This window comes from Subtercola boreus, from assembly GCF_003399625.1.
In the GTDB taxonomy this organism is placed as follows: domain Bacteria; phylum Actinomycetota; class Actinomycetes; order Actinomycetales; family Microbacteriaceae; genus Subtercola; species Subtercola boreus_C.
Genome location: NZ_NBXA01000020.1, coordinates 110,197 through 135,770 on the forward strand (window position 1 = coordinate 110,197; position 25,574 = coordinate 135,770).

Genomic DNA, 25,574 nt, shown 5'->3' on the forward strand with positions numbered 1-25,574 from the left:
ATATGAAGAACAGTTTCATCGTGCAGCAGTCGTTCCCCGTCCCCCGCCCGACCACGAATCCGTACCTGGTGATGCTCGCCCAGAGCATCGACTCCATCGCAGGAGTCAGCGTTCGGAACTTCTCGTGGCGGGGGGCGCTGTTCGGCCGGTACGACGTGTTCCACGTGCACTGGCCGGAGATCCTGGTCTCCGGCCACAGTCCGCTGAAGGCCCTGGCGCGCCAGGGCCTCACCGCCCTGCTGCTGCTGAGACTCCGGATGACGCGAACGCCCATCGTGCGTACGCTGCACAACCTCGAACTGCCCTCCGGCATCTCGCGGCGTGAGCGGGCGCTCCTTCGCCAGTTCGAACGCCAGACGACACTGTGGATCCGGCTGAACCCCGAGACTCCGGTGCGGGATGACCCGGAGTACGCCCTCATCCCGCACGGCCACTACCGGGACTGGTTCGAGCACTACCCCGTGGCCGAACCCGAACCCGGCCGCATAGCCTACTTCGGCCTGATCCGTCGGTACAAGGGCGTCGATGCGCTCATCGACGCCTTCCGGGCGCTGCCGGGCGACGTCACACTCCAGGTGTCCGGCCGGCCCTCGACGCCGGAACTCGCCGACGACCTCCGCAGACGCGCTGCCGGTGACGAGCGGATCGGTCTCACGCTCCAGTTCCTCGACGATGCCGAGTTGGTGCAGACGGTCAGCCGCGCGAGTCTCGTCGTGCTTCCCTACACCGAGATGCACAACTCCGGCGGGGCCCTGACCGCTCTCTCGCTGAACCGGCCGGTGCTCCTGCCGGCCAACCCGGTGAACCAACGCCTCGCCGCGGAGGTCGGCTTCGGCTGGGTCCACCAGTACACCGGGGAACTCACGGCAACGGTTCTGGCCGAGACGCTTCGCCAGGTCGAGAACCACCGCCCTGTCGAACCACCCCGGCTCGGTGCTCGCGACTGGCGTGACGCGGGTCTCCGGCACTACTCCGCGTACCTGGCCGCCAGCCAGGCCGTCACCCGTCGCCAACTCGAACACGCGGGGGGCTGACGGATGGCCCGCTCAGGTGGTTCCCGCGCCGACCCCCGGTCAGGCCCGGCGGTACTCCTCGTAGGAATAGCCCCAGGCGCCGCCGATCATCCCTGCTCCCCGGGCCAGGGTGCGCGTTCCCCGGGCTCGGTGCGCGAGCGAGCCGAGCAGGATGCCGGCCACGATCTGGCCGGTACCCGCGGCGGCCCGCAGGGCACCCCTCAGCGTCAGTTCGACCTGAGCCGCGAGCCTCTTCGGGCTGCGTCGCTGAAGCAGCATCAGGGTCGTGACGCTCCAGCTGTTCCCGCTCGAGAAGGCACGCAGCACCACCCACTTCTTCGTCACCCTGTTGCGTGGCACCACATCGACGACTCCGGCCCCCGCCGCCCAGAACATGCGCCCGCCGCCCGCGACGATCTGGCGGGTGAACAGGGTGTCCTCCCCGCCGATCACCCCGAGGGTGGTGTCGAAGCGCAGACCGAGCGAATCGGTGAAGGCCAGGTCGAGCAGGAGGTTGTTCGTGGCGGCCACGGTGATGGGCGTCCCGTCGGCCAGGCGCCGGCGTTCGAAGTACCGGCCGGCCACGACCCAGGGGCCGGGTTCGACCTCGTAGTCCGAGACCACGGGCCCCGCCACGGCGGCGGCCCCCGTTCGCTCCTGAACGTCGAGCAGAGAGCGGAGCCAGTGTTCGGTGGGGCGCTCGTCGTCGTCGATGAACACGAGGAGGTTCGCTCCGCGGGCCTCCTCGAGCGCCCTGTTGCGTGCGGCGGCGATGCCGGGCGTGGGTTCGTGCACGTAGCGCACCAGCGCACGATCGTCGCCCGGCATCCTGCCCACGGCGACTTCGACGGTGTTCTGCGCGGAGCCGGCAGGGTCGTTGTCGATGACCAGTACCGTGCCGGCCACCCCCTCGCGCGCGTCGTGCAGCTGGGCGACCAGCATCGGCAGGATGCCTGCCAGATCGAGCGGTCTCCTGAAGGTCAGCACAGCGACGACCAGTGTTCTCGACGCGGGTTGCCCGGTCATTCCGTGTGCGTTCATCCCCGTCATTATCCCGTCTTCCAAGGAGTCACGGTATGAGTTCGTCATCTTTCTCCCAGCTTGCGATCGTGGTGGTGAACTACGGGTCGACGAGCCTGCTCGAAGCGAACCTCGCTCCTCTCACCCGGCGCCAGCCGGAGCTGACCGTCGTGATCGTCGACAACTTCTCGACCGAAGAGGAGCGCACGCGGCTCATCGCGCTGGCCGCTCGCGAGAACTGGAACACCGTGCTGCCGACCGGCAACACCGGCTTCGGCGGCGGAATGAATCGCGGGGTGCTCCATGCCGAACAGCTCGGTGCGAAGCTCCTGCTTCTGTTGAACCCCGACGTCGAGATCGCGGAGAAGGCGCTCGAACTCCTCACCGAGGCCGGTCTCGCCGACGGCGACACGCTCTACTCCCCGCAGATCCTCCGCCCCGATGGTTCGGTGTGGTTCAACGGCTCCGATCTCTACCTCAACGACGGGCGGATCCGCTCGGCCCGCCGCCGCACGGCCGGCAGTCTGGTCGCCATCGAACCGTGGCTGAGCGGAGCATGCCTGCTGCTGACCCGGGAACTCTGGAACTCGACGGGGGGCTTCGACGAACAGTACTTCCTCTACTGGGAGGACGTCGACTTCTCGCACCGGGTGGCCAGGGCCGGGGGAAGACTGCAGGTGGTCACGGAGGCCATCGCCGTGCATGCCGAAGGCGGTACTCACGAGGGCGGCGGCTATTCGCATGCCGGTGAACCCAAGTCGAACACCTACTATTACTACAACATCCGGAACCGCCTGCTCTTCGCGGTGCGTCACCTCGATGACCAGGGACTCGTCCGCTGGTCGGGTCTGACCCGCACCATCGCCTGGGAGGTGCTGCAGCAGGGCGGGCGGCGCCAGTTCACCCGCTCGCTGTCTCCGCTGTTCGCCGCCTTCCGCGGCATGCGGGACGGACGGCGACTCGTCAAAGAGGAGTTGCGGTCGAGACGCCGTCGAGCGCTGGCGCTGGGGCGGGACGCTGCAGCCCGGTGAAGGCCGCCAGTTCCCGCACCATCTGGGAGCTCGTGAGCCCCGTCTCGACAGCCCGGCGCCCGGCGAGGCCGAACTCCCGGGCGAGGGATGGGTCGGCCAGCAGCTGCAGAACGCGCTCTGCCATGGCCGGGGCGTCGCCCACGGGTGTCAGGAATCCCGTCTGCTGGTCGAAGACGTAGTCGTCGATCCCCGGTGTGTCGGTCATCACGACAGGCCGGGCCGTGGCCATGGCTTCGAGACTCACCGTCATTCCGGAGGCGTGCAGGTTCGGGCGGGTGGCGATCGCCACCACGCTGGCACGGGCGTAGAGCGCCGCCAGTTCCCGGTGGCTCACCCGAGCGACCTTCGTCACACCGTCGGGCGCGGGCAGGCTGCTGGAGGTCTGCACAAAGATCTCGGTGTCCGGAGCCCGACGGTGCACGGTTGCGAGGGCCTCGAACAGGGTGGCCGTGTCACGGTCCCTGTCGCCGCCCACGCTCAGCACGAAGGGCCGTTCTGCCTGTGGTGCGGGCGTGAAGAATCCGGCGTCCACACCGAACCGGAAGAAGCCGACAGGGGGCCCATCGTCCCCGACCAGCCGTTGAACGGCCTCCTGCTGGGCGCGGCTGATGACCCAGAGACCGTTCATCGCCCGGAGCACCTGGCGGATCGTCCCGATGTCCGAGCCGTGCGCCAGCATGTCGGTGACCCAGATCACTCCGCTGTACATCTCGTCGGCCGGGTGTTCGAGGAGCATCCGCCTGGCTGCGTTCTCGTCCCAGGTGAGACCGAGATTCCGGTGCGATCCGGGCGGCCGGGGCCGGGTGGTGGCGGGGCGGTTCCTGCCGGGCAGTCGCCCGCGCAGGCGGTTCCGCAGAACGGATGCCCGGGAGGGCTCCCGCGCCGCGACAGCGCTGAGGCTGCCGGTGTAGTGCCTCAGCTCGTCGAGCCCATAGGGCCAGAAACCGGGCACTTCGCCGGCCAGGTGACGCTTCTCCCAGGAGGGGACGTCCCGCTCCGTCGGAAAGACGAACTGCACGGTGCTCTCCGGCCCGACCGGCATCGTCTGCTCAGGCATGTTCACTCTCCCGTTCGGGTTCTGTGGAGACATCCTGCACCAGCCGGCGCCTCCGGGCCACATCACGGGAGACGTACCAGAGGTTCGGAACCACCTGGCAGACGAGCACCGCCGCCGACGAGCCGACCACCGGGCCGGCGGCGCCGATGATGCCGATCAGCCACCAGGACAGGCCGATGTTCACGGGGATCATCACCAGCACAGGCACGACCTGGAAGACGAGCCCGCGCTTGTCGGTCATGTACATGCCGATCGGGTACTTCGCCGCCTGGAGTCCCACGAAGACGACGAACGCGAGCAGCAGCCAGCCGCCCAGATGGATCTGCCCGCCCGAGACGAAGTTCGCGAGCATCGGGGACAGCGCGGCCAGCACCCCGCCCATCAGCAGCCCGCCGACAAGGAACCAGAGGGTGGGCACGGCCGGGGACTCGACCCGGTTGGCGCTCCGGGCCGCCGCGTAGACCGGCCAGAGCGCGAGGCCTGCCGCCGCAATCGTCTGCAGCACGATGCCGAAGAGCTGTGAGGCGAGGTTGTACTCGGCCAGCTGCTCGACGGTGCCGAGGTGACTGAGCAGCAGCCGACCGGTCTGCATGGCGATGGGCAGCGCCACCATCTGCACGAGCATCGGCCAGGCGAGACCGAGCGCCGAGACGCCGCGGTAGCTCCGAACGTGCGGGATCTCGCGGATCGCTGCCCCCACCTGGGGTTTGAGCGCGCGGGCCGCCACGATGAGGCAGATCACCGAGACGAGGGCGTTCGCGATGTAGGACACGACGGCGAGGTAGGTGCCGGCGGGAACCATGAGCACGACGAACGCGCCCACTACGAGGAACATGAAGGGCGCGACGACGGCTTGGCTCGCCACCTGGGTGGTGGTCTTCTTCAGGCCGACGAGGATGCGCTGGCCCACCGTCAGGGGGATGACGAGTCCGAAGACGGCGATGCAGAGGAAGGCCGCGACGTCTCCCCCACCCGGCATCAGGCCCTTGCCGAGCAGCAGGGGCCACCAGCCGGCCAGCGTGATGATGGCGCCGATCGTCACCATGATGCCGCCGGAGACGATCAGGATGCGGAAGGCCGTGACGATGGTGCGCCGCACGTAGTCGTCGGTGCGCGGGGCAGCGGAACCTGCGACGGCGTTGATCACCACGGCCGCGATGCCGAGGTCGGCGAAGGGCAGCAGGGTCGGGAAGCTCGAGAGCAGCCCGTACTGCGCATAGGCATCCACGCCGAAGTTCTGGATGATCATCCGGCTGGTGATGATGCCGAGGATCCCGGCGATCGCCATCACGCCGACCTTGGCGGCGGCCGCGCTTCCGACCAGCGAGAAGGTGCCGCCGCGGGCGACCCCCCGCAGGCGCATCAGCTGTATTCCCGCACGAGGTCGGTGATCGTCGGGGTGCGGGAGAACATCCAGTCGTCGGCTGCGAGACGGCCGTCGCGTGAGGGCAGACTGTCGAGGATCTCCGACACGGGCCGGTTGTCGTCGAGCATCTGAACGATGGCCACGGCGAGTTCGGGGCTTGAGGCCGGATCGGCGACGACGGTGTGGTCGTGGGCCATCAGCCAGTCGGCGAGACCGGTCTGCTCCGTCGTGACGATCGAGAGCCCGTGCGAGAGACCTTCGACGATCGGGAGTCCGACCTGCTCGCGCCAGGTGGCCGAGGGCTGGGAGGGCAGAACGAGCACCCGGGCCTCATCGAGCGCCTCAGCGATGCGTTCACGACCCGGATCGATCTCGACGGTGATGCCCTCGAACAGGCGGGCCACGGCGAGCACGCTCTCCTCGAGCAGTCCCTTGCCCATGATGGTGAGGGTCGCGCCGGGTCGGAGTCCTGTCACGTACGGCCACGCCTCCAGCAGCACCCGGATGCCCTTCCGCTCACTGAACGCGCCCACGAAGATCACCCGTCCGTCGATACGCCGGCTCGAGGTCGCGGTCGGGACCGGAGCAGGGAGCGCTGGGATCAGCAGGGCGTTCGAGCGGATGTTCACGTCGCCGAGAACACTCTGGTAGGTCTGCTGGGCGGCACTCGTCCCGAACGCGGCACGATCGACCCTGTCCCAGACGTGCCGGGCCAGCATCCGTTCGATCCGTCGTCGAAGCCTGGTGCGGGGTCGTTGGGCGGGTCCGTCGGCGAAGGGGTCGGAGTTTCCGATCGCGTAGGTGACGACGGTGGTACGCCCGCCGCCGAGGAGTCGCCTCACCCGCAGCGCGAAGAGCGCCAGGGAGGTGGAGGCGAGGCTCGACAGCATCAGGGGTTCGTTGATCTCGAGCGTCTCGATGGAGGATCGGCCGATCAGGAGTGCGCCGCTCAGCGGACCCACCCGAACGAGGTCGAGCCCCTCCGCCAGGCCGTCCTCGAAGTCGTACCGCTTGACGCGGTAGAGGATCGAGGCAGGCTGGAGGTCACGGGCACGCTCGAGGTGCGCCGTGCGGATGGATTCGTAGAGTCGCACCCGCAGCTGCAGGGCGGGCTTTCGGAGCACGTGGTTGTCCGGGGTCATGGCACGGGTCGCAGCTCTGCGAAGGGTGCGACAGCCGACTCCGAGGGCTTCGGCAGGGCTTCGGTGTGCGGCTTCTCGTCGGGCGTCTTCTCGTCGGCGGTCGGGCTGACCATCTTCGTCACGTCGCTGCTGTAGTACTCATCCCGCGCCTTCGGCTTCGTCTGGTTCAGCACGATGCCGATGGTTCGTGCCCGCACACCCGAGAGGGCGGCCAGAGCGTCGGTGAGGCGCTGGCGGGTGGTGGAGTTGTAGAGCGACACCACGAGGGCGCCATCTGTCATGTGCGTCAGCGTGAGGGCATCCGAGGCCGGGAGCAACGGCGGGGTGTCGACGATCACGAAGTCGTAGTCGGCGATCACCGTCTGCAGCAGACGCGCCATCGACGTCGAACCGAGCAACTGGTTCGGGTTCGGCGGAATGGTGCCCGAGGTCAGGATGTCGACGTTCGGAGCCCAGGGCTGGATGACGTCTTTGAGGTCGGCCGAACCGACGAGCACGCTCGTCAGGCCCGCAGCGCCCTCGATCTGGGCGTAGGTGGCGATGGAGGGTCGACGGAGGTCCGCATCGATCAACAGCACCCGGATCGACCGTTCGGCCATGGCGAGGGCGATGTTGATCGCCATGGTCGACTTGCCCTCCCCCGGCATTGCGGAGGTGACGACGATGGAGCGGATCGGGTTGTCGACGTCGGCGAACTCGAGGTTCGTGCGCACACGCCGGTAGTCCTCGGCGAGCAGGCTGTGGGGCGCCATCCGCATCGTGATCCCGTCTGCCTGCGGTGAACGCCGACGCCGACGCTCGACGTTGCCGACGACGGGCGTCTCCGTGAGGCGCTCGATGTCCCGGGGCGACCGGATCCGGGTGTCGAAGACGGCGATGCCGATCGCGTAGAGCACACCGGCTGCGAGTCCGGCGGCCACGCCGCTGATCTCGAGCAGTCGGCGGTTCGGTCCCACGGGGTTGACCGCAGGTTGGGCAGGCGTGACGATGCTCATCGAGATCGAGGGCACATCGGTGGAGTTCTTCGGGGAGAGCCCGATCGCGGCCGACGAGAGCGACGCACCCACGCTGTTCGCGATGGATGCCGCGAGCTCGGGTGACGAGTCGGTCACGGTGATCTGGATGATCACGGTGTTGAGCGGAGTCTCGGCCTTGATCGCCTTGGCCAGCTTGGCGGGCGTGGTGTCGAGCCCGAGTTCGGCGATGACCGGCGCGAGCACGGCCGGTGTGGTGGCCAGCTGAGAGTACGACTGCACCAGGTTCTGCGTGTAGGTCGAGCCCTGCAGCACCTCGCTGGTGGTCTGGCCCTGGGTCGGCGAGACGAAGATCTCGCTCGTCGCCGTGAAGGAATCCGGGAGGGACTCCGCGTAGGCGTAGGCGACGCCTCCACCCACGACTCCGAGGATGGCGATGACGATCCAGCGCTTGCGGAGAGCTTTCCAGTAATCGTGCGGGTCCATGTTCATCACACCTTGTTCGTGGTCAGTTGCGCGTCGGGCAACGCAGTCGGTCGGGGACGGATCGCGCCAGGAGCTGCGGCGATCTCGGAGACGAGGAGAGCGATCGTGCCACGGTACTCCGCGGGAGAGTGTTTCTGTTCCGCCCGGAGCCGGTCGAGGGAGGCGTCGACTCTGACACTCTCCCACTCCCGGCCGATTGCGGCGAGGGCCTCGGCGAGGGCTTGCGGATCGCCCGGGGTCACCGAGCGCGAGGAGAGGTACTCCCCCGCCGCCTCGCGGAGTCCGGACGTGTCGCTCACCACGACGGGCCGGGCGGCGAGCAGGGCCTCCACCGCCGTGTTGCCGAACGGCTCATCGAGGAGGGAGGGCACGACCGCGACGTCCGCGTTCTCGAGGGAGGGCCAGATGTCGCTCCGGAATCCTCTGAGCTGCACGTGGTCGACCAGACCGAGCTCCCGGATGCGGGCGCCGAGTTCGTTCTCGTAGTCGTGCACTCCGGGAACGGGCGCGCCGACGATGTCGAGCGATGCCGCGATGCCGCGGTCCCGGAGTGCGCCCAGCGCCTCGACAGCGACAAGGGCGCCCTTCCGCCTCGAGAGACGCCCGACGAAGAGGATGCGCAGTCCCCCGTCGAGCGACTCGCGGGCCGAGCGCGGCGAACCGGGGCCGGGTACGCCGTTGTAGACGACCGAGGTGCGCCGCGCAAGACGGGGGAAGCTCTGGGCGAGCACCGACACGCTGTACTCGCTGTTCGCGATGAGCCGGGTGGCGAAAGACAGGGGGAAGTTGAGGGCCAGCGCGATGGGGCGGGCGGCGGATCCCTCGGCCTCGTGGATGTGCGCCAGAACGGGGATGCCCGCCAGTCGGGCGAGTCCGATCCAGAGCGGGATCGTCACGGTGTTGACATAGACAGCGTCGGGGCGAACGCGGGAGAGCAGGCTGCGCCCGGCCCGGAATCCCCGCGCGCCGGTCGAGAGCAGGGCGAGCATCCCGCGCGCGCTCAGGCCGCTCTTTGTGAGCACGGGTGTCGCGCAGATCTCGACCGTCGCCCCGGCTGCCGTCAGGGCGGCCTCGAGGGGTCCGTGCTGCGGCAGGGCGACGACAGCGCGCGCGCCGGCGTGGAGAACAGCTTCGACGCTCTCGAGCAGCACGCGGTCCGAGCCGTAGAGCTCCGAGCTGGGCTGGGCGAACAGGATGGTGCGCCCCGAGAGTTGTGCGGATCCGGGGTGCGTCACGCCGCCACCGTCTCCGGTCGGGCGCTGAGGCTCGCGTCGAGCTCGGTCATGTCGTGGAACCACTTGCGGGACGCCAGCACCAGGTGGCCGGCATTCGCCAGGGCCATCAGGCCGTACACGGCGATGAACAGCACAGGGCTGCCCATAAGAGCGAACACGAGGCAGAGGATGCCGTAGTCGGTCGGGACGACGAGGAGCGAACGGAGCAGCGACGCCCTGCCGCGCGGGGCGGCGGGACCGGTGCGGCCGCGCTTCAGCTGGTCGTTCAGGATCATCGCGAAGAACGAGACGCAGGCGACGACCGAGTAGACGATCGGGATGAGCAGCAGCCACGGCGTGGTCAGGTCGACATGCAGGAACAGGGTGATGAGAACGGCGAGGTGCAGCGACGCGATCTTGACTGAGTCGACGACGTGGTCGAGCCACTCACCCGAGAGCGAACCGCCGCCCCGCAGGCGGGCGACCTGGCCGTCGGCCGAATCGAAGGCATAACCGATCGCGAGAAGCAGCGCGACGGCGATTCCCGAGATCCACGACACGGGAAGAGCGGCGAGCAGCACGATCCCGGTGAAGGTGAACAGAGCGCTGATGCCGCTCACCCTGTTCGGCGTGAGTCCCGCCCGGAATGCCCAGGCGGCGAGGTAGCGGCCGACCCTGCGGTTCACGTAGATCGAGTAGGCCGGAGCACCCGGGGCGGCCTTCTTCTGTGCAGAGGCGAGGCGGCTGACCGTCTGCCGGTAGGTCTCCGTGGAGGCGACGCTCACTGGTCGTCCCCGATCGGTGCGGACTGGCGGATCGGTGCCGGAATGTTCGTGCGGTACCCGGTCGGAACCTCCCACGGGGTCTCGTTCCGATGGCCGTTGCTCTGGCCGTGCGTCGAGTAGCCGCGGGCGAGACGCAGGGCGAGTTCCTCGTACCCGGCGCTCACGACATCCCAGTCGTAGGTCTGCTCGGCACGGTCCCGCAACTGCGCGCCGATGGCATCTGCCCGGGCGGGGTGCGCTTCGGCCGCGACGACGAGCTCGCCGAGCTCCTCTGAGGTGGCGAAGAACTCGCCGTCGTCACCCAGCACCTCGCGGTTGAAGACGACGTCCCAGGCGAGCACTGCCGTGCCCGCACCCATGGCCCGAAGAAGTGACGGGTTCGTGCCGCCCACGGAGTGACCGTGTGAGTACGTGAGTGCGTGGGCGTAGAGCTGGTCGAGCTGCTCCTGGTCCCACACTCCCCCGAGCATCCGGATCCGGTCGTCGGATGTCGCGACGGCGGCGATGCGCTCGGTGTAGGCCGCAGCGTACGGAGCGGAGCCGACGACGACGAGGGGAAGCTTTGCGGCGCTCGCGGCGTAACCGTCGACGATCACATCGACGTGGTTCTCGGGCTCGAAGCGGGCGACGACCAAGTGGTACCCGCCGGGGGTCAGTCCGAGTTCGGCGAGCTTGTCGGAGGAGGGCTCCCGCAGGATGTTCGCGCCGTAGGTAAGCAGTTCGGTGGGGATACCGAACTCGTGGTCGTAGTAGTCGGCGATGCCCGCCGCGTCGGCGATGAGCGCATCGGCGTTCTTGACCGCGAGCTCTTCGGCCTTGCGGTAGTAGCGCTTACCGGTGCTGCTCCACTTGTCGCGCTTCCACTCGAGGCCGTCGACGTGCACGGCGACAGCGGTGCCGCGGGCACGGATGGTCGAGACGAACGGGGCATTCGCGGCATTGAAGACGAACGCGACATCCTGCCGGCGGGTGAAGAGCATGTGCAGCACAGAGAGAGCCGTGTGGCTGAGCGTCTCGAGTGTCTTCGACTTCTCGGCTGGAAGGTGCACCAGCTTCATCCCGAGGTAGGTCTTCAGCCGCTCGACCTTGCCGGTCCGGCAGTAGACGGTGACCGTGTGCCCCTGTGCGACGAGTCGCTGTCCGATCTCCTCGATCGCGGTCTCGAAGCCGCCGTAGGCAGCGGGGACGCCGCGCGTTCCCACCATTGCGATGCGGAGAGGCCTTGGTTCGCGGTCAGACATGGTTTGTTACCTGTTTCGGGTCACAGGGACGGGAGTTTCGGTGGGGAGCTCTCGTGGCTGGGCAGGAGTGTCTCACCCCCTGCCCACCCACGCCGGAGAGCTGTTTCGGCCGACCCCATCAGCGCACACTTCTAGGAAAAGCGGTAGCCGAGGCATCAGCGTCTCTTCGGTCTGGCCAGATTCGGTCGTAGCTAGGATTACGACCCCGACGCAGCCTGTTTCGGATTGCACTGTTCACACTAGCTTCGCTTCGGGTTTACGAAAAAGCCCCCGTTCTGGGTGATTCCATGCGTTCGTAATGTTCTGAATCAATTGGGTGAGGCTGAGGAACCGGGCTGACGCTTGAGGCCTGAGTGCGGTAAAGTTTTTCACGGCAGCTTCGCAGCATTCGGGTTGTAAGAAGTTGTGCTCTCATCGGCGCACTCGAGTTAGCTAGGAACTTTCGAACAGTTGACGCCGCAACGGCGTGACCTGACGGCTTTGCCCGGGTCACGCCGTTCTTCTTTTCCCTCCCGTGTCCGGCCGTGATCTCCGGCAGATTCTGGGATCATTCAGTGACGGGTCACAGAAGCCCCTCACCTGAAGGACATCGACGAAGACTGAGGGGCAATCATGTCGACCACACCCACGAACCCACTGAGGTTCTCCCTGCATACCGAAGACCTCGCGCCGGGGGTGCTGCGGCACTTCAGAGTCGCGCTCTGGATCGGCGCGGTGCTCTCGGTGCTCGTCGGCATCCTCGTGCTGGCGTGGCCGGGGTCCACCCTCGAGGTGGTCGCGTTCCTCTTCGGTCTCTACTTCTTCGTGGTCGGGCTGATGCGCCTCTTCGTCGGCATCGTCAATGGCACGCTCTCGCCCGGCATCCGGGTGCTCAGCGTCATCCTCGGCGTGCTGCTGCTGGTCGCGGGGGTCATCGCGCTCCGGAACCCGTTCGCTTCGCTCACCGTGCTCGGCCTCGTCATCGGCTTCTCCTGGGTCTTCGAGGGCGTCCTGGCCCTCACCCAGACCGTCAACGACTCGTCGAAGTGGTACGGCACGCTGCTCGGCGTGCTCTCGATCGTGGCCGGCATCGTCTTCCTGCTCTCGCCGCTCCCGTCGCTCGCCGTGCTGACGGTGTTCGCCGCATGGATCTTCATCGTGCTCGGCATCTTCCAGGCGATGTCAGCCTTCACGCTCGGGCGCGTCCCGAAGGCGCGCGCCGCGAAGTAGCAGTCGTCAGGCGCGACCGGCGAGTTCGTTCCGGATGACCGCTGCCAGGTCATCCGGTTCGATCGTCTCTGCGGTTGCCTCGAGCTCGGCGACGCACCACCAGCGGTGTGCCTGCATGTCGATGTGTTCCTCGGGGGTCCAGTTGGCGCTCAGCGGCTCGAACTGCGGGGTGCGGAAGACGAACCACTCCTCGTAGTTCGTCCTGAACACACCCGGTGCTCGTTCGTCGCTGAACTCGCGCGAGCGGATCGGCTGCCCGAGCGCCTCCACGTCTACCGCGAGGCCCGTCTCCTCGAAGAGTTCCCGCGCTGCGGCCTCCGGATGCGACTCCCCCGGTTCGACGTGGCCGCCCGGCGTGACCCAGCGTGTCGGGTTTGTCGGGACGGCAGCCTTCGTCAGGAAGAGCAGCACCCGGTCGTCGCTGTCGAACAGCAGCACTCTCGACTTGCTGAAGTCGAATCCGGGGCGTTCCGACGCCGGCTGGTCGGCGGCGGGCATCCGGTCAGTCCGTCTGCTCGGGAGCGAAGCCGGACACGTCGCCGACGTACCGGGTGTGCTTCTCGGGAATCGGCTCCACGGCGGCCGCGGCGACCTCGGCCGCGAACTCCGCCACGTTGTAGAGGCGGCCGGCGGACTCCTTGCGGGCACTGATGGCACCGGGGTTCGCGCGCTCGAGAAGGGTGGCGGTGATGGTGCCCTCGATCATGTCGCCCGACACCACGACGAAGGTGATGCCCGCTTCGTCGAGGCGCGGGATGAGGGCGCGGAGGGCATCCTCCCCCGCACGCTTCGAGAGCGCGACGGGCTCGTACTCGGGCATCGTCTCCGTGGTGCGGATGAAGTGCGCCTGGTGGCTCGTGACGAACACCACACGGGAGCCGGGCTGCAGCAGCGGCAGAGCGCTGGTGAGCAGGTCGACCTGGGCGTCCCGGTTCAGGGTGAGTGCGTAGTCGGCGGCCATGCCGCTCTCCATGCCGCCCGAGGCATTCAGCACCAGGATGTCGAGGCCGCCGAGCTCCTCCTGCACGGTCTCGAACATGCGGGCGACGGATGCCGGATCGGTGAGGTCAGCACCGACGGTGAGGGCGGTCGCACCCTCGGCGCGGAGCTTGTCTGCGAGCTTGTTCGCACGCGCCTCCTTGTTGCGGAAGTTGATGACGACGCTCGCGCCGGCCTCGGCGAAATAGCTCACCGTGTCGGCGCCGACCCCGCGGCTCGAGCCGGTGACCAGAACCCGCTTGCCCGTCAGGGATCCGGGGGTGAGGGGGTTTGACACGTCGTGCTCCTGTCGTCGGTTCGCGGCGGGTGGTGCTGCGAGGGATGGCGCTGATATTGACCCCACGAGACTACCAAGGGAAGACCTGTGAACTTCGTATCCGCCGAGCGGTCACTGGTAGTTTTGTGAGAGGCAACGACAGCGAAGGAGCGGCTCATGACAGAATTTCTGGCGTCCTACGCGTGGGTGATCTGGCTCGCGCTGATTCTGATCTTCCTGGTCGTCGAGACGCTGACGCTCGACCTGCTGTTCGTGATGCTCGCCGTCGGCAGCGCAGGGGGGCTCGTCTCGCACTTCGCCGGTGCACCGTTCCTGCTCCAGGTGTTGATCGCCGGGGTTCTCGCCCTGCTGCTCATCTTCACCCTGCGGCCACCGTTGCTTCGGCGGCTGCACCTCGGGGGAGACACGACCCCGAGCGGCATCGAGGCGTTGCTCGGGCTCGAGGGCCAGGTGCTGGTTGCCGTGACGGACACCACCGGCAGCGTGAAGCTCAGCAACGGCGACACCTGGACGGCGAGGGTCTTCCCGACCGCCATCGACCAGCACCTCCTGCCCGGCCAGCTCGTCTTCGTCAAAGCAATCGATGGGGCGACTGCACTGGTCGCTCCCGAAAAGAAAGCACTCCTGTGAACGACTTCTCCGTAGGATCCGTCATCGCCATCGTCGTGGTGGTGATCGTCGTCATCTTCGTGATCACCACCCTGGCCAAAGCCATCCGCATCATCCCCCAGGCCAGCGCCGGTGTCGTCGAGCGGCTCGGCAAGTACCACAAGACGCTCATGCCCGGCCTGAACCTGCTGGTTCCGTTCATCGACCGGCTCCGCCCGCTGATCGACCTCCGTGAGCAGGTCGTCTCGTTCCCCCCGCAGCCGGTCATCACCGAGGACAACCTCGTGGTCTCCATCGACACGGTGGTGTTCTTCCAGGTGACGGATGCCCGGGCCGCGACCTACGAGATCGCGAACTACCTCGGCGCCGTCGAGCAGCTCGCCACAACCACCCTCCGGAACGTCGTCGGCGGTCTGAACCTCGAAGAGGCGCTCACCTCGCGCGACGAGATCAACAGCAAGCTCCGCATCGTGCTCGACGAGGCGACCGGCAAGTGGGGCATCCGCGTCGGCCGGGTGGAGCTCAAGGCGATCGACCCGCCCCTGTCCATCCAGGACTCGATGGAGAAGCAGATGCGCGCCGAGCGGGAGCGCCGCGCCGTCATCCTCACCGCCGAGGGCACGAAGCAGTCCGCCATCCTGTCGGCTGAGGGGCACCGCCAGTCGGCGATCCTGTCGGCCGAGGGTGATGCCAAGGCCGCGGTGCTGCGCGCCGAGGGTGAGGCGTCGGCGATCACGACGGTGTTCGATGCCATCCACCGCGGCAAGCCCGACCAGATGCTGCTCGCCTACCAGTACCTGCAGACCCTCCCGAAGCTCGCCGAGGGCAGTGCGAACAAGCTCTGGGTCATCCCGAGCGAGCTCACCGAGGCGCTGAAGGGCATCGGGCAGGCGTTCGGCGACCGCGGTGCTGCGATGGCGGCGGCTGCGTCGGCCGGAGTGCCTGCTGCGCCCGCTGCCTCTGCTGCCCCCGCTGCCTCTGCTGCGCCCGCTGCCTCTGCTGCGCCGGTTGCCTCTGCTGCGCCCGCTGGCCCGGTGGGGTCTGCTGCACCGGCATCGTCGCCCGCCGAGACCACGCCGGGTGCCTAGAGCCGCCACCGGGTACTTCGCTCCGTCGCTCCCCCGGCTGCTCGCGCACCGGGGGCTCGCGACGTCGGCGGTCGAGAACACGCTTCCCGCCTTCCGGGCGGCGGCGCAGCAGGGTGCGCTCTACGTGGAATGCGACGTACATGCGTCTCTCGACGGCGTCGCCATTGTGGCGCACGACCCCGATCTGAGTCGGCTGCTCGGCATCTCGTCGTCCATCGGGAGCCTGACGGCAGGGGAGCTCGCCGCGCTCGATCTCGGCGACGGCGTCGGCTTCTGCACGCTGCAGGATGCCCTCCTCGCCCTCCCGGCAACCCGATTCAACATCGACGTGAAGTCCGACGCGGCCGCACGGCCCGCCGGTGTCGCGATCGCCGCGGCCGGGGCCGAGGACCGGGTGCTGCTCACGTCGTTCTCGGACGCCCGGCGGAGAGCCGCCATCCGTGCTGCGGCCGGAACGTCGGGGGCCGCAGTCGCCACGTCGGCATCGGCCCGGACCTTCCTGCTGGTGCTCGTGGCTGGAACGCTGGGGCTGGCGCCCGTCGTGCGCTGGCTGCTGCGGAACGTCGACGCCGTGCAGGTGCCGGAGACCGCCCTGGGACTCCGTGTGCCGACGCGGCGGATGCTCTCGCTCATCCATTCCGCTGGTGTGGAGATGCACGTCTGGACCATCAACGATCCCCGGAGGATGGTCGAGCTGCTGGCCGTCGGAGTCGACGGGCTCGTCACGGACCGCGTCGATCTGGCACTCGAAGTGGTGGCTCGGACCAAGCCGAATCTCCGCTGACTACGAAGACAAAGTCAAGGGCAGGCACTCGATCCAAATATCTGGGAGTGTTCTGGGAATAGCCACCGCCACGAATGTTCGAGTGCGGCAACGGGTTTATACCTAGGTAAGCGAAGCGGGAGGAGACCACACAATGGCAGATCGCAGCTTGCGCGGAATGAGACTCGGGGGCCAAAGCCTCCAGAGTGAAGAGGGAGTCGTTTTCTCTCCGCGCATGACACACACATACCTGTGCAGCACGTGCGGCAAGGAGACCGAGATGGTCTTCTCAGCCGAAGCAGAAGCGCCCGAGACCTGGGAGTGCAAGTTCTGCAGCAACGAGGCGGTGCTGATGATCGGTTCCGAGCCTGTCGTGCTCGACCGGGCCGAGGCCAAGGTGCCCCGCAGCCACTGGGACATGCTGCTCGAGCGCCGCACCCGCCCCGAGCTCGAAGAGCTCCTGCAGGAGCGGCTCGACTACCTGCGGGCCCGGCGCGGCCAGCACAAGATCGGCGCCTGACCACCAGCTCGATCGAAACCCCGAAAACTGTCGTAATCCGTTCCGATTACCGACAGTTTTCGGGGTTTCGATCGTTAACGAGGGAGCGGGGGGCGGCGGCGGGCGCGGGCGGCCGCGACGAGGGCCAGGGCGAGGCCGGCGAGGCCGAGTCCCGAGACGAGCCACTCGAGGCCGCGGCCGGTGAGGCTGGCCGGGGTGGTGGTGGTCGAGAGGGGAACGTCGTCGACCATGGCGCCGGGCGCGTACGGCGCGATCGCGTCGAGCGTCGAGCCGTCGGGGGCGATGATCGCGCTGTGGCCGACGGTGGAGATGTTGACGACGCTCCGCCCGGTCTCGATCGCGCGGAGCCGTGCGATGGCCAGCTGCTGCAGGTTCTCGTCGGTCTGGCCGAAGTCCGCATTGTTGGTCTGCGCCAGGATGACCTGGGCCCCGTCATCCACCATCGCCTGCACGGCGCTGTCATCGGTGATGTCGAAGCAGATCGAGATCCCCGCGACCACACCGTTTACGTTCATCACGGTGTCGGTTGTGCCCACCTGGTAGTCGCGGGTGACGAGGTCGACGAGATCGGGCACCAGGGCCCGGAAGAACGGCCGGGCCGGCATGTACTCTGCAAACGGAACCGGGTGCCGCTTGTCGTAGAAGTCGGCGACCGAACCGTTCTCCCAGAGCAGAGACGTGTTGTAGAACTTTCCGTCACGTTCGGCGATCGTGCCGACCACGAGAGGCGCCTTCATGATGCCGCTGATGAAGTCGAGGTCGGCCGCTGCGGCTCTGGATGCCTCGGGGTCGACATCCGACGCATTCTCGGGCCAGACCACCATGTCGACAGCGTCGCCTTCGAGCTTCAGCGTCTCCGTGATGTGCGCGTTCAGGTTGTCGCCCGCTTCGACCCGATCCAGGAGCCCCGACTTCGTGTTGCCCTGAACAGCGGCGATGCGTGTCGTTCCCGACGTCGGCGCCGGCCAGGCCGGAACCACGAGCAGCAGTCCCACAGCCAGGATTCCGAGCGCGAAGCGTGTGACGACGCGAAGGCTCACCTCCCGGCAGAGCTGGATGACGAACGCCACAAGCCAGACCAGGAGGAAGCTGAGCCCCGAGACGCCGACAAAGGCGACCAGATGCGAGAACGGGCTGGTCGACTGCGAGAACGCCACGCGGCCCCAGGAGAAGCCGCCCTCGGGCGCGACTGCCGTGATCGCCTCCCGTGCGGTCCACAGTCCGGAGACGACGACGGGCAGGATGCCCAGCCGGCCGAGGCGTGTCGGCCAGACCGCACCGGCGAAACGGTAGACGAAGGCGATCGCGACTGCCCCGATGGCGAAGAAGATCGCCTCCAGTATGGCCAGGGCGAGCCACGGCACCGGCCCGAGGTAGAGCGTCAGCCAGGAAATGTGGGCACACCAGAAGGTGACGCCGCCCACCAGCCCGACGAGTAGGGCGCGGTTCCAGCGCTGCCCGATGAGGCTCACCAGGATCGCGGCGACACCGACGAAGGTCATCGGCCAGACATCCGCACCGGGGAAGCCGGTCATCAGGCTCAGCCCGCCGCCGAGCGCGACGAGGCAGGCGAGCCAGAGCGGCAGCACAGGTTGCACGATCCCGGAGCGCAGCCGGTCGGCGAACGGAAGTCGCTCGGGCCGGAGCAGCGACGCGCTGTGCGGCGCATCCGATCCGTCGCTGGCGGAGCCCGGACGAGGGGTCGGGTTGCGGGCGAGAACAGAGGTCATCATGCCACCGAGGAGTACGCGACGATCCCGCGCTTCACCAGGTCGAGGGCCAGCCGGGCGGTCGTCGCCACCTTGGGGTCGTACTGGTTCTGCAGCTGGTCGAGCAGGTCGATCGTCTGCTTCGTCCAGCGCACGAAGTCTCCGGCGGCGAGGTCGGCATCGAAGAGCACGGTGTCGAGGCTCGCCCCGCGGGCCCACTCGTTCATCGGCTTCGCGAGCCCGACGGAGATCGGTGCGGATCCCGGCAGACGGTGTCTCGTCTCGAGCTGCTGCAGATCGTCCCAGATCGCCTGCGTCTTCTCGAGCGCACCACGGAAGGCCCCGCGCGGCAGGAACCGCTCGGGGAGTTCGCTCTCGTCGCGACGCGGCTCGTAGATCAGGGAGCACGCCATGGCGGCGAGCCCCGCCGGGTCGAGGTTCGCCCACGCGCCCTGCCGGATGCACTCCGCCACCAGCAGGTCACGTTCGCCGTAGATGCGCTTCAGGGTCTTGCCGGTGTCGGTGAGGGTCAGCTCTCCGGTGGTGTCGGCCTTCAGGTATTCGAGTTGCATCAGCACCTCGGTGATGCGGTCGAAGACCTTGGCGATCGCACCGGTTCGGGTGTTGATCTGCTGCACGAGCTGGTCGGTCTCCCGCCTGAGGCGGTACCAGCGCTCGGCCCAGCGTGCATGATGCTCCCGCTCGGGGCAGACGTGCACAGGGTGGGCCTTCATCCGCCGGCGCAGTTCGGTGATCTTCTTCTGGCGGCTGTCGCGCTCGGCGCGGCTCTGTGTGTCGGCCCGGCCGGCACCCGACCGTTCGACGTCGCTCAGTTCCCGGCGAAGGGCTGCGTACTCGGGGAAGTCGCCGAGATGGCAGGTCATCGCCTTCTCGTAGCCCTCGAGCGTCTCCTCCTGGGAACGCACCTTGCGGGCGAGGTCCACGACGGCGCGGTCGGCCTGGAACTGTGCGAACGAGAGCTCGAGGGAGTCGCGGGTGCGCGCCCGGCCGAACTGGTCGATCAGGTTCACCGCCATGTTGTACGTCGGCCGGAAGCTCGAATTCAAGGGATAGCTCCGCCTTGACGCGAGCGACGCCACAGCCTGGGGGTCGATGCCGTCCCGCCACTGGATGACCGAATGGCCCTCCACGTCGATGCCGCGGCGACCGGCCCGCCCGGTGAGCTGGGTGTACTCCCCCGGCGTGATCGGCACCCGTGCCTCGCCGTTGAACTTCTCGAGGCTCTCCAGCACCACGGTGCGCGCGGGCATGTTGATGCCGAGTGCCAGCGTCTCGGTGGCGAAGACCACGCGCACCAGCTTCTTCTGGAAGAGCTCCTCCACCACCTCCTTGAAGGCGGGCAGCAGCCCGGCGTGGTGGGCAGCAACACCCCGTTCGAGGCCTTCGAGCCACTCCCAGTAACCCAGTACCGCGAGATCCTCGTCGAGGAGGGTACGGCAGCGCTCATCCACGATGCGCCGGATCTCGTCACGTTCCTCTGTCGTCGTGAGGCGAACGCCGGCACGGAGCACCTGTTTGACAGCCTGGTCGCAGCCGACCCGGCTGAAGATGAAGAAGATGGCAGGCAGCAGGTTGTGTTCGTCGAGCAGGTCTGCCAACTCCGCGCGATCCATCCGCGGGGCCTGGGTGTGATTCGGCCGGTACTTCGACGAGTTGCGGCTCCGGCGGTCGCTGGCGCCCGGCCGGCCGCCGCTGCGCGACTGCGGCGCACCAGTGGACCGGGCGATGCGCATCAGCTCGGGATTCACCCGGCTCGTCGTCGCCTGGCCGGTGCCGTCGAACAGGTCGAGCAGCTTCTGGCGCACGAGCATGTGCTGGTCGAGGGGAACGGGCCGCTCCTCTGAGACGATGACCTCGGTGTCACCCCGCACCGCCTGCAGCCAGTCGCCGAACTCCTCGGCGTTCGAGACGGTGGCGCTGAGGGACACCAGCCGCACAGACGTCGGCAGGTGGATGATCACCTCTTCCCAGACCGCGCCGCGGAACCTGTCGGCGAGGTAGTGCACCTCGTCCATCACGACGAATGCCAGGTCGGCGAGCAGGTCGGAGCCGGCGTAGATCATGTTGCGGAGCACTTCGGTGGTCATGACCACGATCCGAGCTGTCGGATTGATGTTCGTGTCGCCGGTGAGCAGTCCCACGTTGTCGGGACCGTATTCGGCGACGAACTCCTGGAACTTCTGGTTGCTGAGCGCCTTGATCGGGGCCGTGTAGAACACCTTGGAACGCCGCTGCTGCATCGCCATGAAGACGGCGAATTCGGCCACGATGGTCTTGCCGGCACCCGTGGGGGCGGCGACGAGAACGCTGTTGCCCGCCTCGAGGAGCTGGCAGGCCGCGATCTGGAAGGGGTCGAGGTCGAACCTCAGCCCCTGCCGGAACTCATCGACCACGGGATTCGTCGCCTTGTTCCGGCTGAGGGCATAGCGCTCGGCCGGAGTCAGCGCCTGGGTCATTACGGCACAACCAGTTCGGCGTCGAACTTCTCCTGGGCCCTGGCCTTCCGGCGGTCGTGGATCGTGGCGATCAGAGCCGCTGTGTAGAACAGCCCGACCATCGGGATGGCGAGCAGGAACATCGAGAACACGTCGGCGGACGGCGTGGCGATCGCGCAGAACAGCACGATCACGAGGATCGCGATGCGCCAGGACTTCAGGATGGACTTCGCGCTCAGGATGCCCGCGAAGTTCAGCAGCACGAGCAGCACGGGCAGCACGAAGGCGATGCCGATGGCGACCACCAGCTTCAGCACGAAGGAGTAGTAGGTTCCCGCGCTGATGATGTTCGTGGTGTCCTGGGGGGCGAAACCGGTGAGGATCGAGACCATGTGGGGCAGCACGTACCAGCCGGCCGCGCAGCCGGCGAGGAAGAGCGGCACGGCGGTGAGCACGAAGCCCACGGCGTACTGCTTCTCCCGGCGGGTCAGGCCGGGGACGAGGAACGCCCACATCTGGTACAGCCAGACCGGGGACGCCAGAACGATGCCGACCGTGATGGCGATCTGCAGGCGGAGGTCGAAGGCCTGCGAGACGTCTGTGAAGTTCAGGGACGCCGCACGTCCCTGGGAACTGGTGATGGCACTGACAGGCGCGCTGAGAGCCAGGAGGATCGGATCGGAGAGCAACCAACCGATCACGGCACCGATAGCGACTCCGAGAAGCGCACGGAACATGCGTTTGCGGAACTCGACGAGATGCTCACCGAGCGACATCCGCCCGTCGCGGTTCGCGCTCTTCTTGGGGCGAGGTTCCGCCTTGGAGCGAACGGCCACTTACCTGGAGGCGGTGTTGTGGTCCGAGCCGAGGTCGGTCGGAGTGACGTTCGCCACGGTGACGTCGGCAGGCTTGTTCAACGTGACGGGTTCGGCGATGTTCGATGCCGTCTCGGCAGAAGCCGGCTTGGCCTCGGTGCCGCTCGGGTCGTCGGACTTCATCGTCTTGACTTCGCTCTTGAAGATGCGCATCGACTGGCCGACACTGCGAGCGAGGCCCGGGAGCTTCGGAGCACCGAAAAGGAGCAGCACGATGGCGAGAATGACAATCAGATGCCAACCCTGAAGATTACCGAGCATGGGGCCACGTCCTTTGTGTGTAATCGGATGTTGTGAGGAGTTTACCCCGTTCCAGCCGTTTCTCCCTGCGAAGCTCCTTTTCGTCTGCACGGCGTCGCCTGTGGGCATCTCGGCGGTGGTGCATCTCCGCATAGCCCAGCAGGATGGCGTTGTCGCTCGGCTCCGGAGTGAGCTTCTCGACGTTGTCCTGGATGCTGCCCACCTGGGATCCGAGCTGGCTCAGTTCACCGAGCACGACGCTGGCCTTCTTGAACAGTCTCCAGCCCAGCAGGGCGTATGTGCCGAGCATCGCCAGCACCAGCACGGCCCAGATCACGATCCAGCTCCACCATGTCATGGGACAACACTACTGATTTCGTCGGCACCTGAGTCGTCGTAGGCGGCGAGGGCCTCGGCCGCCCAGTCATGCACCGCACGCCGCGCCTCGGGGGGGTCGATCACCCGCACGATTCCCGGGAGGCTCGCGATGAGCCGCTTCAGTCCGTGGATGTGCGCCACCCGCACGGTCGCCTGCACGACTGCGCCGCGTTCGACCTGGGGCGTGCCCTCCGCGAGGTACTCCCCCAGCAGGCCGACCGCCGCAGGATGCACCTCCAGCACCACCCCGAGGGTCTCCCCCGAACCGTCGAACAGATTTTCGCTGAGGGCGAGGTCGCCGGGGCGGTAGAGGTTCGGATTCGACGTGATCGTGAGGTCGGCCATCCGGTCGAGCCGGAAGGTACGGATGCCCTGTCGGGTGTGGCACCAGCCCCGGAGGTACCAGCTCTCGTTGTTGGAGTCGATCCGCAGGGGATCCACGACCCGGTGCTCCCGCGCTCCCCGGGAGCCGACGTAGTCGAACTCGATCTGCAGTCCTCCAGCCACAGCCGAGCGGATGGTGACGAGCGCCGCGTTCGCCTCGGACTTCGCGACGGCCACCTGGCTCGGCTCCTCGGACGACCCGCGGGCCAGCTTCGCCATCAGCGAGGAGTGCACAGAACTGTCGAGTGTCTCGGGAACCGCCTGCAGGTACTGGAGCCCGGCGATGAGGGCCGCGGCCTCGCGGGCGGAGAAACGCGGTGAATCGTCGAGGGCGACGCGGTGGGTGATCTGGATCTCGTCGCTCTGCTCGAAGTCGTCCCAGGCGATGTCGAACAGGTCGCCGTGCTGGTACTGGCTGGTCTCGCCGGGCACCCCCGACACCGCGATCAGCCGGACGGCCTCCCGCACCTGCTCCTCGCTCACCTGGAAGTGAGCTGCGGCATCCGCAACGGAGACCCGGTCTCTGTCGAGCAGATAGGGAACGAGGGAGAGCAGGAACGCGAGCTTGTCCTGGGCGTGCACGAACCCGGGTGTCCTGGGCGGTTTCGGGGAATCAGGCTGTTTCGGCACGGCCGGCCTCCTCCGCCGTCTGGCGCGCCGGCTGGTGGGTGGCCACGGTGAGTTCGAGGCGACGGCGCACCGCCGCGCGGAGCTCCGGGGGCGACACCACGAACACCTCGGGCCCGAACCCCGAGAGGTCGTCGGCCAGGAGGTGCAGGTCGGTGTAGTGCAGTGTCAGGTCGCCATCCGGCCTGCGGATGCTCCCCCGTCGGTTCACGAGCCGTGTCTGGGCATCGGAGTTCGGCCGCGCGCGCACCACGGCGGTGTTGGCGGCCCAGATCTCGTCGAGCTGCCGGAGCGCTGTCTCGGCCGTGCCCCGGGCGTCGTTCTCGAAGGGGATGCGTGTGCGGGTCACCGGCCCGACGATGCGGGAGAGCAAAAAGGTGCGGGGCTCGCCGACCTGCTGGTCGATCCCGGTGATGTGCCAGCGGCCCTCGTGCTGCACGAGGGCAAGCGGTGCGACGGTGCGTTCACGAGGGGAGAGATCGCCCGGCTTGAGGTACGCGAAGCGCACGAGCACCCTGCGCCCGAGCGCGTCGGTCAGCGGGTCGAAGGCAGCCTCGCGAGTGCGGATACGCGGCGCGTAGCCGAGAACCGGTTCGATCGACTCGACGCCGAGCGAACGGAGCTTCAGCAGCGCATGCCGGGACTCCCGCGAGAGGGAGCCCTCGCGCCAGGCCATCGCGGCCAGGTTCAGCAGGGCGATCTCCTCCGGGGAGAACGAGATGTCTGCGGGGAGATCGTAGGCGCCCTTCGGGATGAGGTAGCGCAGGTGCTGGTTGTTTCCGGACTCGTCGAGCGGCTCGATCGTCTCGAGCGGCACCCCGAGTTCACGGATGTCGTCTTTGTCCCGCTCGAACTGGCGCTCGAGACTCGCGTTGTCGCCGGCGAAGACGTAACGCTGGCGGTAGCCCTGCACCGTGGAGAGGATCTCGTTCTTGGTGAGCCCCGCCTCGGTCGCCAGCAGGGCCAGCACGAGGCTGAACAGTCGCTCCTCGACGGGTACGGGCGCGGGTCCCCTGGTCTCAGTCATCAGGTCTCAACTTTACGCGGCCACAGCCCGATCGCGGCGTGCCGCGCTGAAAGCGGAGGCCCGTCCAGGGTCGCCGCCGCGCTCACTCACTTACTGGGCAGGTGCGGCGGGCAGGATTCCGAGCACGTCGACGACGTAGATCAGCGTCGAACCCGCAGGGATCTTGCCGTCGGTCGACGCGGTGTCCCCGTAGCCCGAGGCCGGCGGCACGACGGCGATGTACTGCGACCCGACCGTCTGGCCGACCAGCGACGGTACGATGGTCGTCGCGAGCGGCGCACTCGACGAAGCCTGTACGAGCTTGGGCGTGCCATCGGCCCAGGTCGAACCGGCGATCGACTTGTCGGCCCACACCACCGCGGTGTACTGCACGATCACGTTGTCGCCGTCGGCGATGGCCGGGCCGTCGCCCTTCTTCAGGTCGGCGACCCGCAGGTCGGTCGGCAGACTGCCCGAGGGAACCGTGATGCCGGGGCGGCCGTCGGGGGCGAGCGCGACACTGGGGAAACCGGCCTGGGCGGGCTGGATGGCGCCGTCGGCCCGGGTGCCGAACGCGTCCGTGATGTCGAAGACCATCACCAGCGAATCGGTCGCGCCGACACCCGCCTGGCTGTTGCCCTCTGTGCCGAAACCGTCGGCCGGGGGCATGGTGATGGCGACGCGCGATCCGACCGTGGCGCAGGCGAGGCCCTTCTGGATGCCCGGGATGCCGGCGCTCGAGATGGGGAAGGTCGAGGCGGTCTTTCCGTCGTAGGCGGTGGCGGTGACCGTGGCGCCGGTGGTCGCGTCGAGCAGCGTGTAGTCGCCCGAGACGATGCCGTTCTCGGGCAGGACCGTTCCACTGCCCTGGATGAGCGTGCTGACCTCGGTCGTGCTGCCGGCGTCGAGCGGTGTACCGAACGAGATCTTCGGCGCGGAGCCGAAGTCCCCTGTGGCGGTGACGAGGCTGGAGGCGCTTCCCGAGGAGGCCATGGGCGAGCATCCGGAGGCTGAAGTGCCACCCGTGGAGCTGCAGCCTGCTACGACGACGAGCAGGCCAGCGGCCACGATGAGCGCGACGGTCTTACGCACGGATCCTCATTTC

Annotated in this window: 25 protein-coding genes; 7 read left to right on the forward strand and 18 right to left on the reverse strand. The window is 67.8% G+C overall.

Annotated features, from left to right (window positions below; genetic code table 11):
- Positions 1-2 precede the first annotated feature (2 nt).
- Positions 3-1,034: a glycosyl transferase gene (locus B7R21_RS09215; RefSeq protein WP_116282953.1), complete on the forward strand. Its 1,032-nt coding sequence runs from the start codon at positions 3-5 to the stop codon at positions 1,032-1,034.
- Between the two features lie 39 nt (positions 1,035-1,073).
- On the opposite strand, the gene B7R21_RS09220 is transcribed toward B7R21_RS09215, so the two are convergent.
- A complete protein-coding gene (locus tag B7R21_RS09220; RefSeq protein WP_253259726.1) occupies positions 1,074-2,054 on the reverse strand; it encodes a glycosyltransferase family 2 protein in 981 nt (326 codons plus the stop codon).
- A 35-nt stretch (positions 2,055-2,089) separates the two neighbouring features.
- Here B7R21_RS09220 and B7R21_RS09225 point away from each other — a divergent pair, with 35 nt between their 5' ends.
- Positions 2,090-3,064: a glycosyltransferase family 2 protein gene (locus B7R21_RS09225; RefSeq protein ID WP_116282954.1), complete on the forward strand. Its 975-nt coding sequence runs from the start codon at positions 2,090-2,092 to the stop codon at positions 3,062-3,064.
- Here the strand turns inward: B7R21_RS09225 and B7R21_RS09230 are convergent.
- Genes B7R21_RS09230 through B7R21_RS09260 form a run of 7 tightly spaced genes read right to left on the reverse strand, consistent with a single transcriptional unit; the run spans position 2,997 to position 11,329 of the window.
- Positions 2,997-4,121: a glycosyltransferase family 4 protein gene (locus B7R21_RS09230; protein ID WP_253259727.1), complete on the reverse strand. Its 1,125-nt coding sequence runs from the start codon at positions 4,119-4,121 to the stop codon at positions 2,997-2,999. The genes B7R21_RS09225 and B7R21_RS09230 overlap by 68 nt on opposite strands.
- A complete protein-coding gene (locus tag B7R21_RS09235) occupies positions 4,114-5,484 on the reverse strand; it encodes a lipopolysaccharide biosynthesis protein (protein ID WP_116282955.1) in 1,371 nt (456 codons plus the stop codon). Before B7R21_RS09235 ends, B7R21_RS09230 begins: the two co-directional genes overlap by 8 nt.
- On the reverse strand, positions 5,484-6,629 hold the full coding sequence (locus B7R21_RS09240) for a glycosyltransferase family 4 protein (protein WP_116282956.1): 1,146 nt from the start codon (positions 6,627-6,629) through the stop codon (positions 5,484-5,486). Before B7R21_RS09240 ends, B7R21_RS09235 begins: the two co-directional genes overlap by 1 nt.
- The gene (locus B7R21_RS09245; RefSeq protein WP_172592115.1) at positions 6,626-8,089 is read right to left on the reverse strand and encodes a polysaccharide biosynthesis tyrosine autokinase; all 1,464 of its coding nucleotides are present in this window, start codon (positions 8,087-8,089) and stop codon (positions 6,626-6,628) included. The genes B7R21_RS09240 and B7R21_RS09245 overlap by 4 nt, the downstream gene beginning before the upstream one ends.
- Positions 8,090-8,094: 5 nt before the next feature.
- The gene (locus tag B7R21_RS09250) at positions 8,095-9,324 is read right to left on the reverse strand and encodes a glycosyltransferase (protein ID WP_116282958.1); all 1,230 of its coding nucleotides are present in this window, start codon (positions 9,322-9,324) and stop codon (positions 8,095-8,097) included.
- Entirely contained in the window at positions 9,321-10,088 is a 768-nt protein-coding gene (locus B7R21_RS09255) for a CDP-alcohol phosphatidyltransferase family protein (protein WP_116282959.1), read from the reverse strand. Before B7R21_RS09255 ends, B7R21_RS09250 begins: the two co-directional genes overlap by 4 nt.
- Positions 10,085-11,329 (reverse strand): DUF1972 domain-containing protein, encoded by a 1,245-nt coding sequence (locus B7R21_RS09260; protein ID WP_116282960.1) that lies wholly within the window; start codon positions 11,327-11,329, stop codon positions 10,085-10,087. The genes B7R21_RS09255 and B7R21_RS09260 overlap by 4 nt, the downstream gene beginning before the upstream one ends.
- Before the next feature lie 612 nt (positions 11,330-11,941).
- On the opposite strand from B7R21_RS09260, the gene B7R21_RS09265 reads away from it, so the two are divergent.
- Positions 11,942-12,538: an HdeD family acid-resistance protein gene (locus B7R21_RS09265; protein ID WP_116282961.1), complete on the forward strand. Its 597-nt coding sequence runs from the start codon at positions 11,942-11,944 to the stop codon at positions 12,536-12,538.
- 6 nt (positions 12,539-12,544) lie between these two features.
- On the opposite strand, the gene B7R21_RS09270 is transcribed toward B7R21_RS09265, so the two are convergent.
- Both B7R21_RS09270 and B7R21_RS09275 read right to left on the reverse strand, forming a co-directional pair.
- The gene (locus B7R21_RS09270) at positions 12,545-13,036 is read right to left on the reverse strand and encodes an NUDIX hydrolase (RefSeq protein WP_116282962.1); all 492 of its coding nucleotides are present in this window, start codon (positions 13,034-13,036) and stop codon (positions 12,545-12,547) included.
- Positions 13,037-13,040: 4 nt separating this feature from the next.
- The gene (locus B7R21_RS09275) at positions 13,041-13,814 is read right to left on the reverse strand and encodes an SDR family oxidoreductase (protein WP_116282963.1); all 774 of its coding nucleotides are present in this window, start codon (positions 13,812-13,814) and stop codon (positions 13,041-13,043) included.
- A 156-nt stretch (positions 13,815-13,970) separates the two neighbouring features.
- Here B7R21_RS09275 and B7R21_RS09280 point away from each other — a divergent pair, with 156 nt between their 5' ends.
- From B7R21_RS09280 to B7R21_RS09295, 4 genes are all read left to right on the forward strand, one after another.
- On the forward strand, positions 13,971-14,444 hold the full coding sequence (locus B7R21_RS09280; protein ID WP_116282964.1) for an NfeD family protein: 474 nt from the start codon (positions 13,971-13,973) through the stop codon (positions 14,442-14,444).
- A complete protein-coding gene (locus B7R21_RS09285; RefSeq protein ID WP_116282965.1) occupies positions 14,441-15,511 on the forward strand; it encodes an SPFH domain-containing protein in 1,071 nt (356 codons plus the stop codon). Before B7R21_RS09280 ends, B7R21_RS09285 begins: the two co-directional genes overlap by 4 nt.
- The gene (locus tag B7R21_RS09290) at positions 15,504-16,295 is read left to right on the forward strand and encodes a glycerophosphodiester phosphodiesterase family protein (RefSeq protein ID WP_116282966.1); all 792 of its coding nucleotides are present in this window, start codon (positions 15,504-15,506) and stop codon (positions 16,293-16,295) included. Before B7R21_RS09285 ends, B7R21_RS09290 begins: the two co-directional genes overlap by 8 nt.
- A gap of 133 nt (positions 16,296-16,428) precedes the next feature.
- Positions 16,429-16,794: an RNA polymerase-binding protein RbpA gene (locus tag B7R21_RS09295; protein ID WP_116282967.1), complete on the forward strand. Its 366-nt coding sequence runs from the start codon at positions 16,429-16,431 to the stop codon at positions 16,792-16,794.
- 74 nt (positions 16,795-16,868) lie between these two features.
- On the opposite strand, the gene lnt is transcribed toward B7R21_RS09295, so the two are convergent.
- From lnt to B7R21_RS09335, 8 genes are all read right to left on the reverse strand, one after another.
- A complete protein-coding gene (gene lnt / locus B7R21_RS09300) occupies positions 16,869-18,524 on the reverse strand; it encodes an apolipoprotein N-acyltransferase (protein ID WP_116282968.1) in 1,656 nt (551 codons plus the stop codon).
- Complete coding sequence (locus B7R21_RS09305) at positions 18,524-20,980, reverse strand: DEAD/DEAH box helicase (RefSeq protein WP_116282969.1); 2,457 nt, start codon at positions 20,978-20,980, stop codon at positions 18,524-18,526. Before B7R21_RS09305 ends, lnt begins: the two co-directional genes overlap by 1 nt.
- Positions 20,980-21,795 carry a twin-arginine translocase subunit TatC gene (gene tatC, locus B7R21_RS09310; RefSeq protein ID WP_367379396.1) on the reverse strand — a complete coding sequence of 272 codons (816 nt, stop codon included), beginning with the start codon at positions 21,793-21,795 and terminating at the stop codon, positions 20,980-20,982. Before tatC ends, B7R21_RS09305 begins: the two co-directional genes overlap by 1 nt.
- The gene (gene tatA, locus B7R21_RS09315; protein WP_116282971.1) at positions 21,796-22,095 is read right to left on the reverse strand and encodes a Sec-independent protein translocase subunit TatA; all 300 of its coding nucleotides are present in this window, start codon (positions 22,093-22,095) and stop codon (positions 21,796-21,798) included. It abuts the gene before it with no gap.
- Complete coding sequence (locus B7R21_RS09320; protein ID WP_116282972.1) at positions 22,085-22,432, reverse strand: hypothetical protein; 348 nt, start codon at positions 22,430-22,432, stop codon at positions 22,085-22,087. The genes tatA and B7R21_RS09320 overlap by 11 nt, the downstream gene beginning before the upstream one ends.
- Positions 22,429-23,466, reverse strand: coding sequence for a helix-turn-helix transcriptional regulator (locus B7R21_RS09325; RefSeq protein ID WP_253259728.1), 1,038 nt, complete (start codon positions 23,464-23,466; stop codon positions 22,429-22,431). Before B7R21_RS09325 ends, B7R21_RS09320 begins: the two co-directional genes overlap by 4 nt.
- The gene (locus B7R21_RS09330) at positions 23,450-24,490 is read right to left on the reverse strand and encodes a helix-turn-helix transcriptional regulator (protein WP_116282974.1); all 1,041 of its coding nucleotides are present in this window, start codon (positions 24,488-24,490) and stop codon (positions 23,450-23,452) included. Before B7R21_RS09330 ends, B7R21_RS09325 begins: the two co-directional genes overlap by 17 nt.
- Before the next feature lie 90 nt (positions 24,491-24,580).
- Positions 24,581-25,561, reverse strand: coding sequence for an FKBP-type peptidyl-prolyl cis-trans isomerase (locus tag B7R21_RS09335; RefSeq protein ID WP_147305860.1), 981 nt, complete (start codon positions 25,559-25,561; stop codon positions 24,581-24,583).
- Positions 25,562-25,574: the final 13 nt, after the last annotated feature.

Excerpts from the sequence above, each read along its gene's own strand:
- B7R21_RS09215 (WP_116282953.1), top strand. The coding sequence starts at position 3 with ATGAAGAACAGTTTCATCGTGCAGCAGTCGTTCCCCGTCCCCCGCCCG.
- B7R21_RS09220 (WP_253259726.1), bottom strand. The coding sequence starts at position 2,054 with ATGAACGCACACGGAATGACCGGGCAACCCGCGTCGAGAACACTGGTC.
- B7R21_RS09225 (WP_116282954.1), top strand. The coding sequence starts at position 2,090 with ATGAGTTCGTCATCTTTCTCCCAGCTTGCGATCGTGGTGGTGAACTAC.
- B7R21_RS09230 (WP_253259727.1), bottom strand. The coding sequence starts at position 4,121 with ATGCCTGAGCAGACGATGCCGGTCGGGCCGGAGAGCACCGTGCAGTTC.
- B7R21_RS09235 (WP_116282955.1), bottom strand. The coding sequence starts at position 5,484 with ATGCGCCTGCGGGGGGTCGCCCGCGGCGGCACCTTCTCGCTGGTCGGA.
- B7R21_RS09240 (WP_116282956.1), bottom strand. The coding sequence starts at position 6,629 with ATGACCCCGGACAACCACGTGCTCCGAAAGCCCGCCCTGCAGCTGCGG.
- B7R21_RS09245 (WP_172592115.1), bottom strand. The coding sequence starts at position 8,089 with ATGGACCCGCACGATTACTGGAAAGCTCTCCGCAAGCGCTGGATCGTC.
- B7R21_RS09260 (WP_116282960.1), bottom strand. The coding sequence starts at position 11,329 with ATGTCTGACCGCGAACCAAGGCCTCTCCGCATCGCAATGGTGGGAACG.
- B7R21_RS09265 (WP_116282961.1), top strand. The coding sequence starts at position 11,942 with ATGTCGACCACACCCACGAACCCACTGAGGTTCTCCCTGCATACCGAA.
- B7R21_RS09270 (WP_116282962.1), bottom strand. The coding sequence starts at position 13,036 with ATGCCCGCCGCCGACCAGCCGGCGTCGGAACGCCCCGGATTCGACTTC.
- B7R21_RS09280 (WP_116282964.1), top strand. The coding sequence starts at position 13,971 with ATGACAGAATTTCTGGCGTCCTACGCGTGGGTGATCTGGCTCGCGCTG.
- B7R21_RS09295 (WP_116282967.1), top strand. The coding sequence starts at position 16,429 with ATGGCAGATCGCAGCTTGCGCGGAATGAGACTCGGGGGCCAAAGCCTC.
- lnt (WP_116282968.1), bottom strand. The coding sequence starts at position 18,524 with ATGACCTCTGTTCTCGCCCGCAACCCGACCCCTCGTCCGGGCTCCGCC.
- B7R21_RS09305 (WP_116282969.1), bottom strand. The coding sequence starts at position 20,980 with ATGACCCAGGCGCTGACTCCGGCCGAGCGCTATGCCCTCAGCCGGAAC.
- tatA (WP_116282971.1), bottom strand. The coding sequence starts at position 22,095 with ATGCTCGGTAATCTTCAGGGTTGGCATCTGATTGTCATTCTCGCCATC.
- B7R21_RS09320 (WP_116282972.1), bottom strand. The coding sequence starts at position 22,432 with ATGACATGGTGGAGCTGGATCGTGATCTGGGCCGTGCTGGTGCTGGCG.
- B7R21_RS09330 (WP_116282974.1), bottom strand. The coding sequence starts at position 24,490 with ATGACTGAGACCAGGGGACCCGCGCCCGTACCCGTCGAGGAGCGACTG.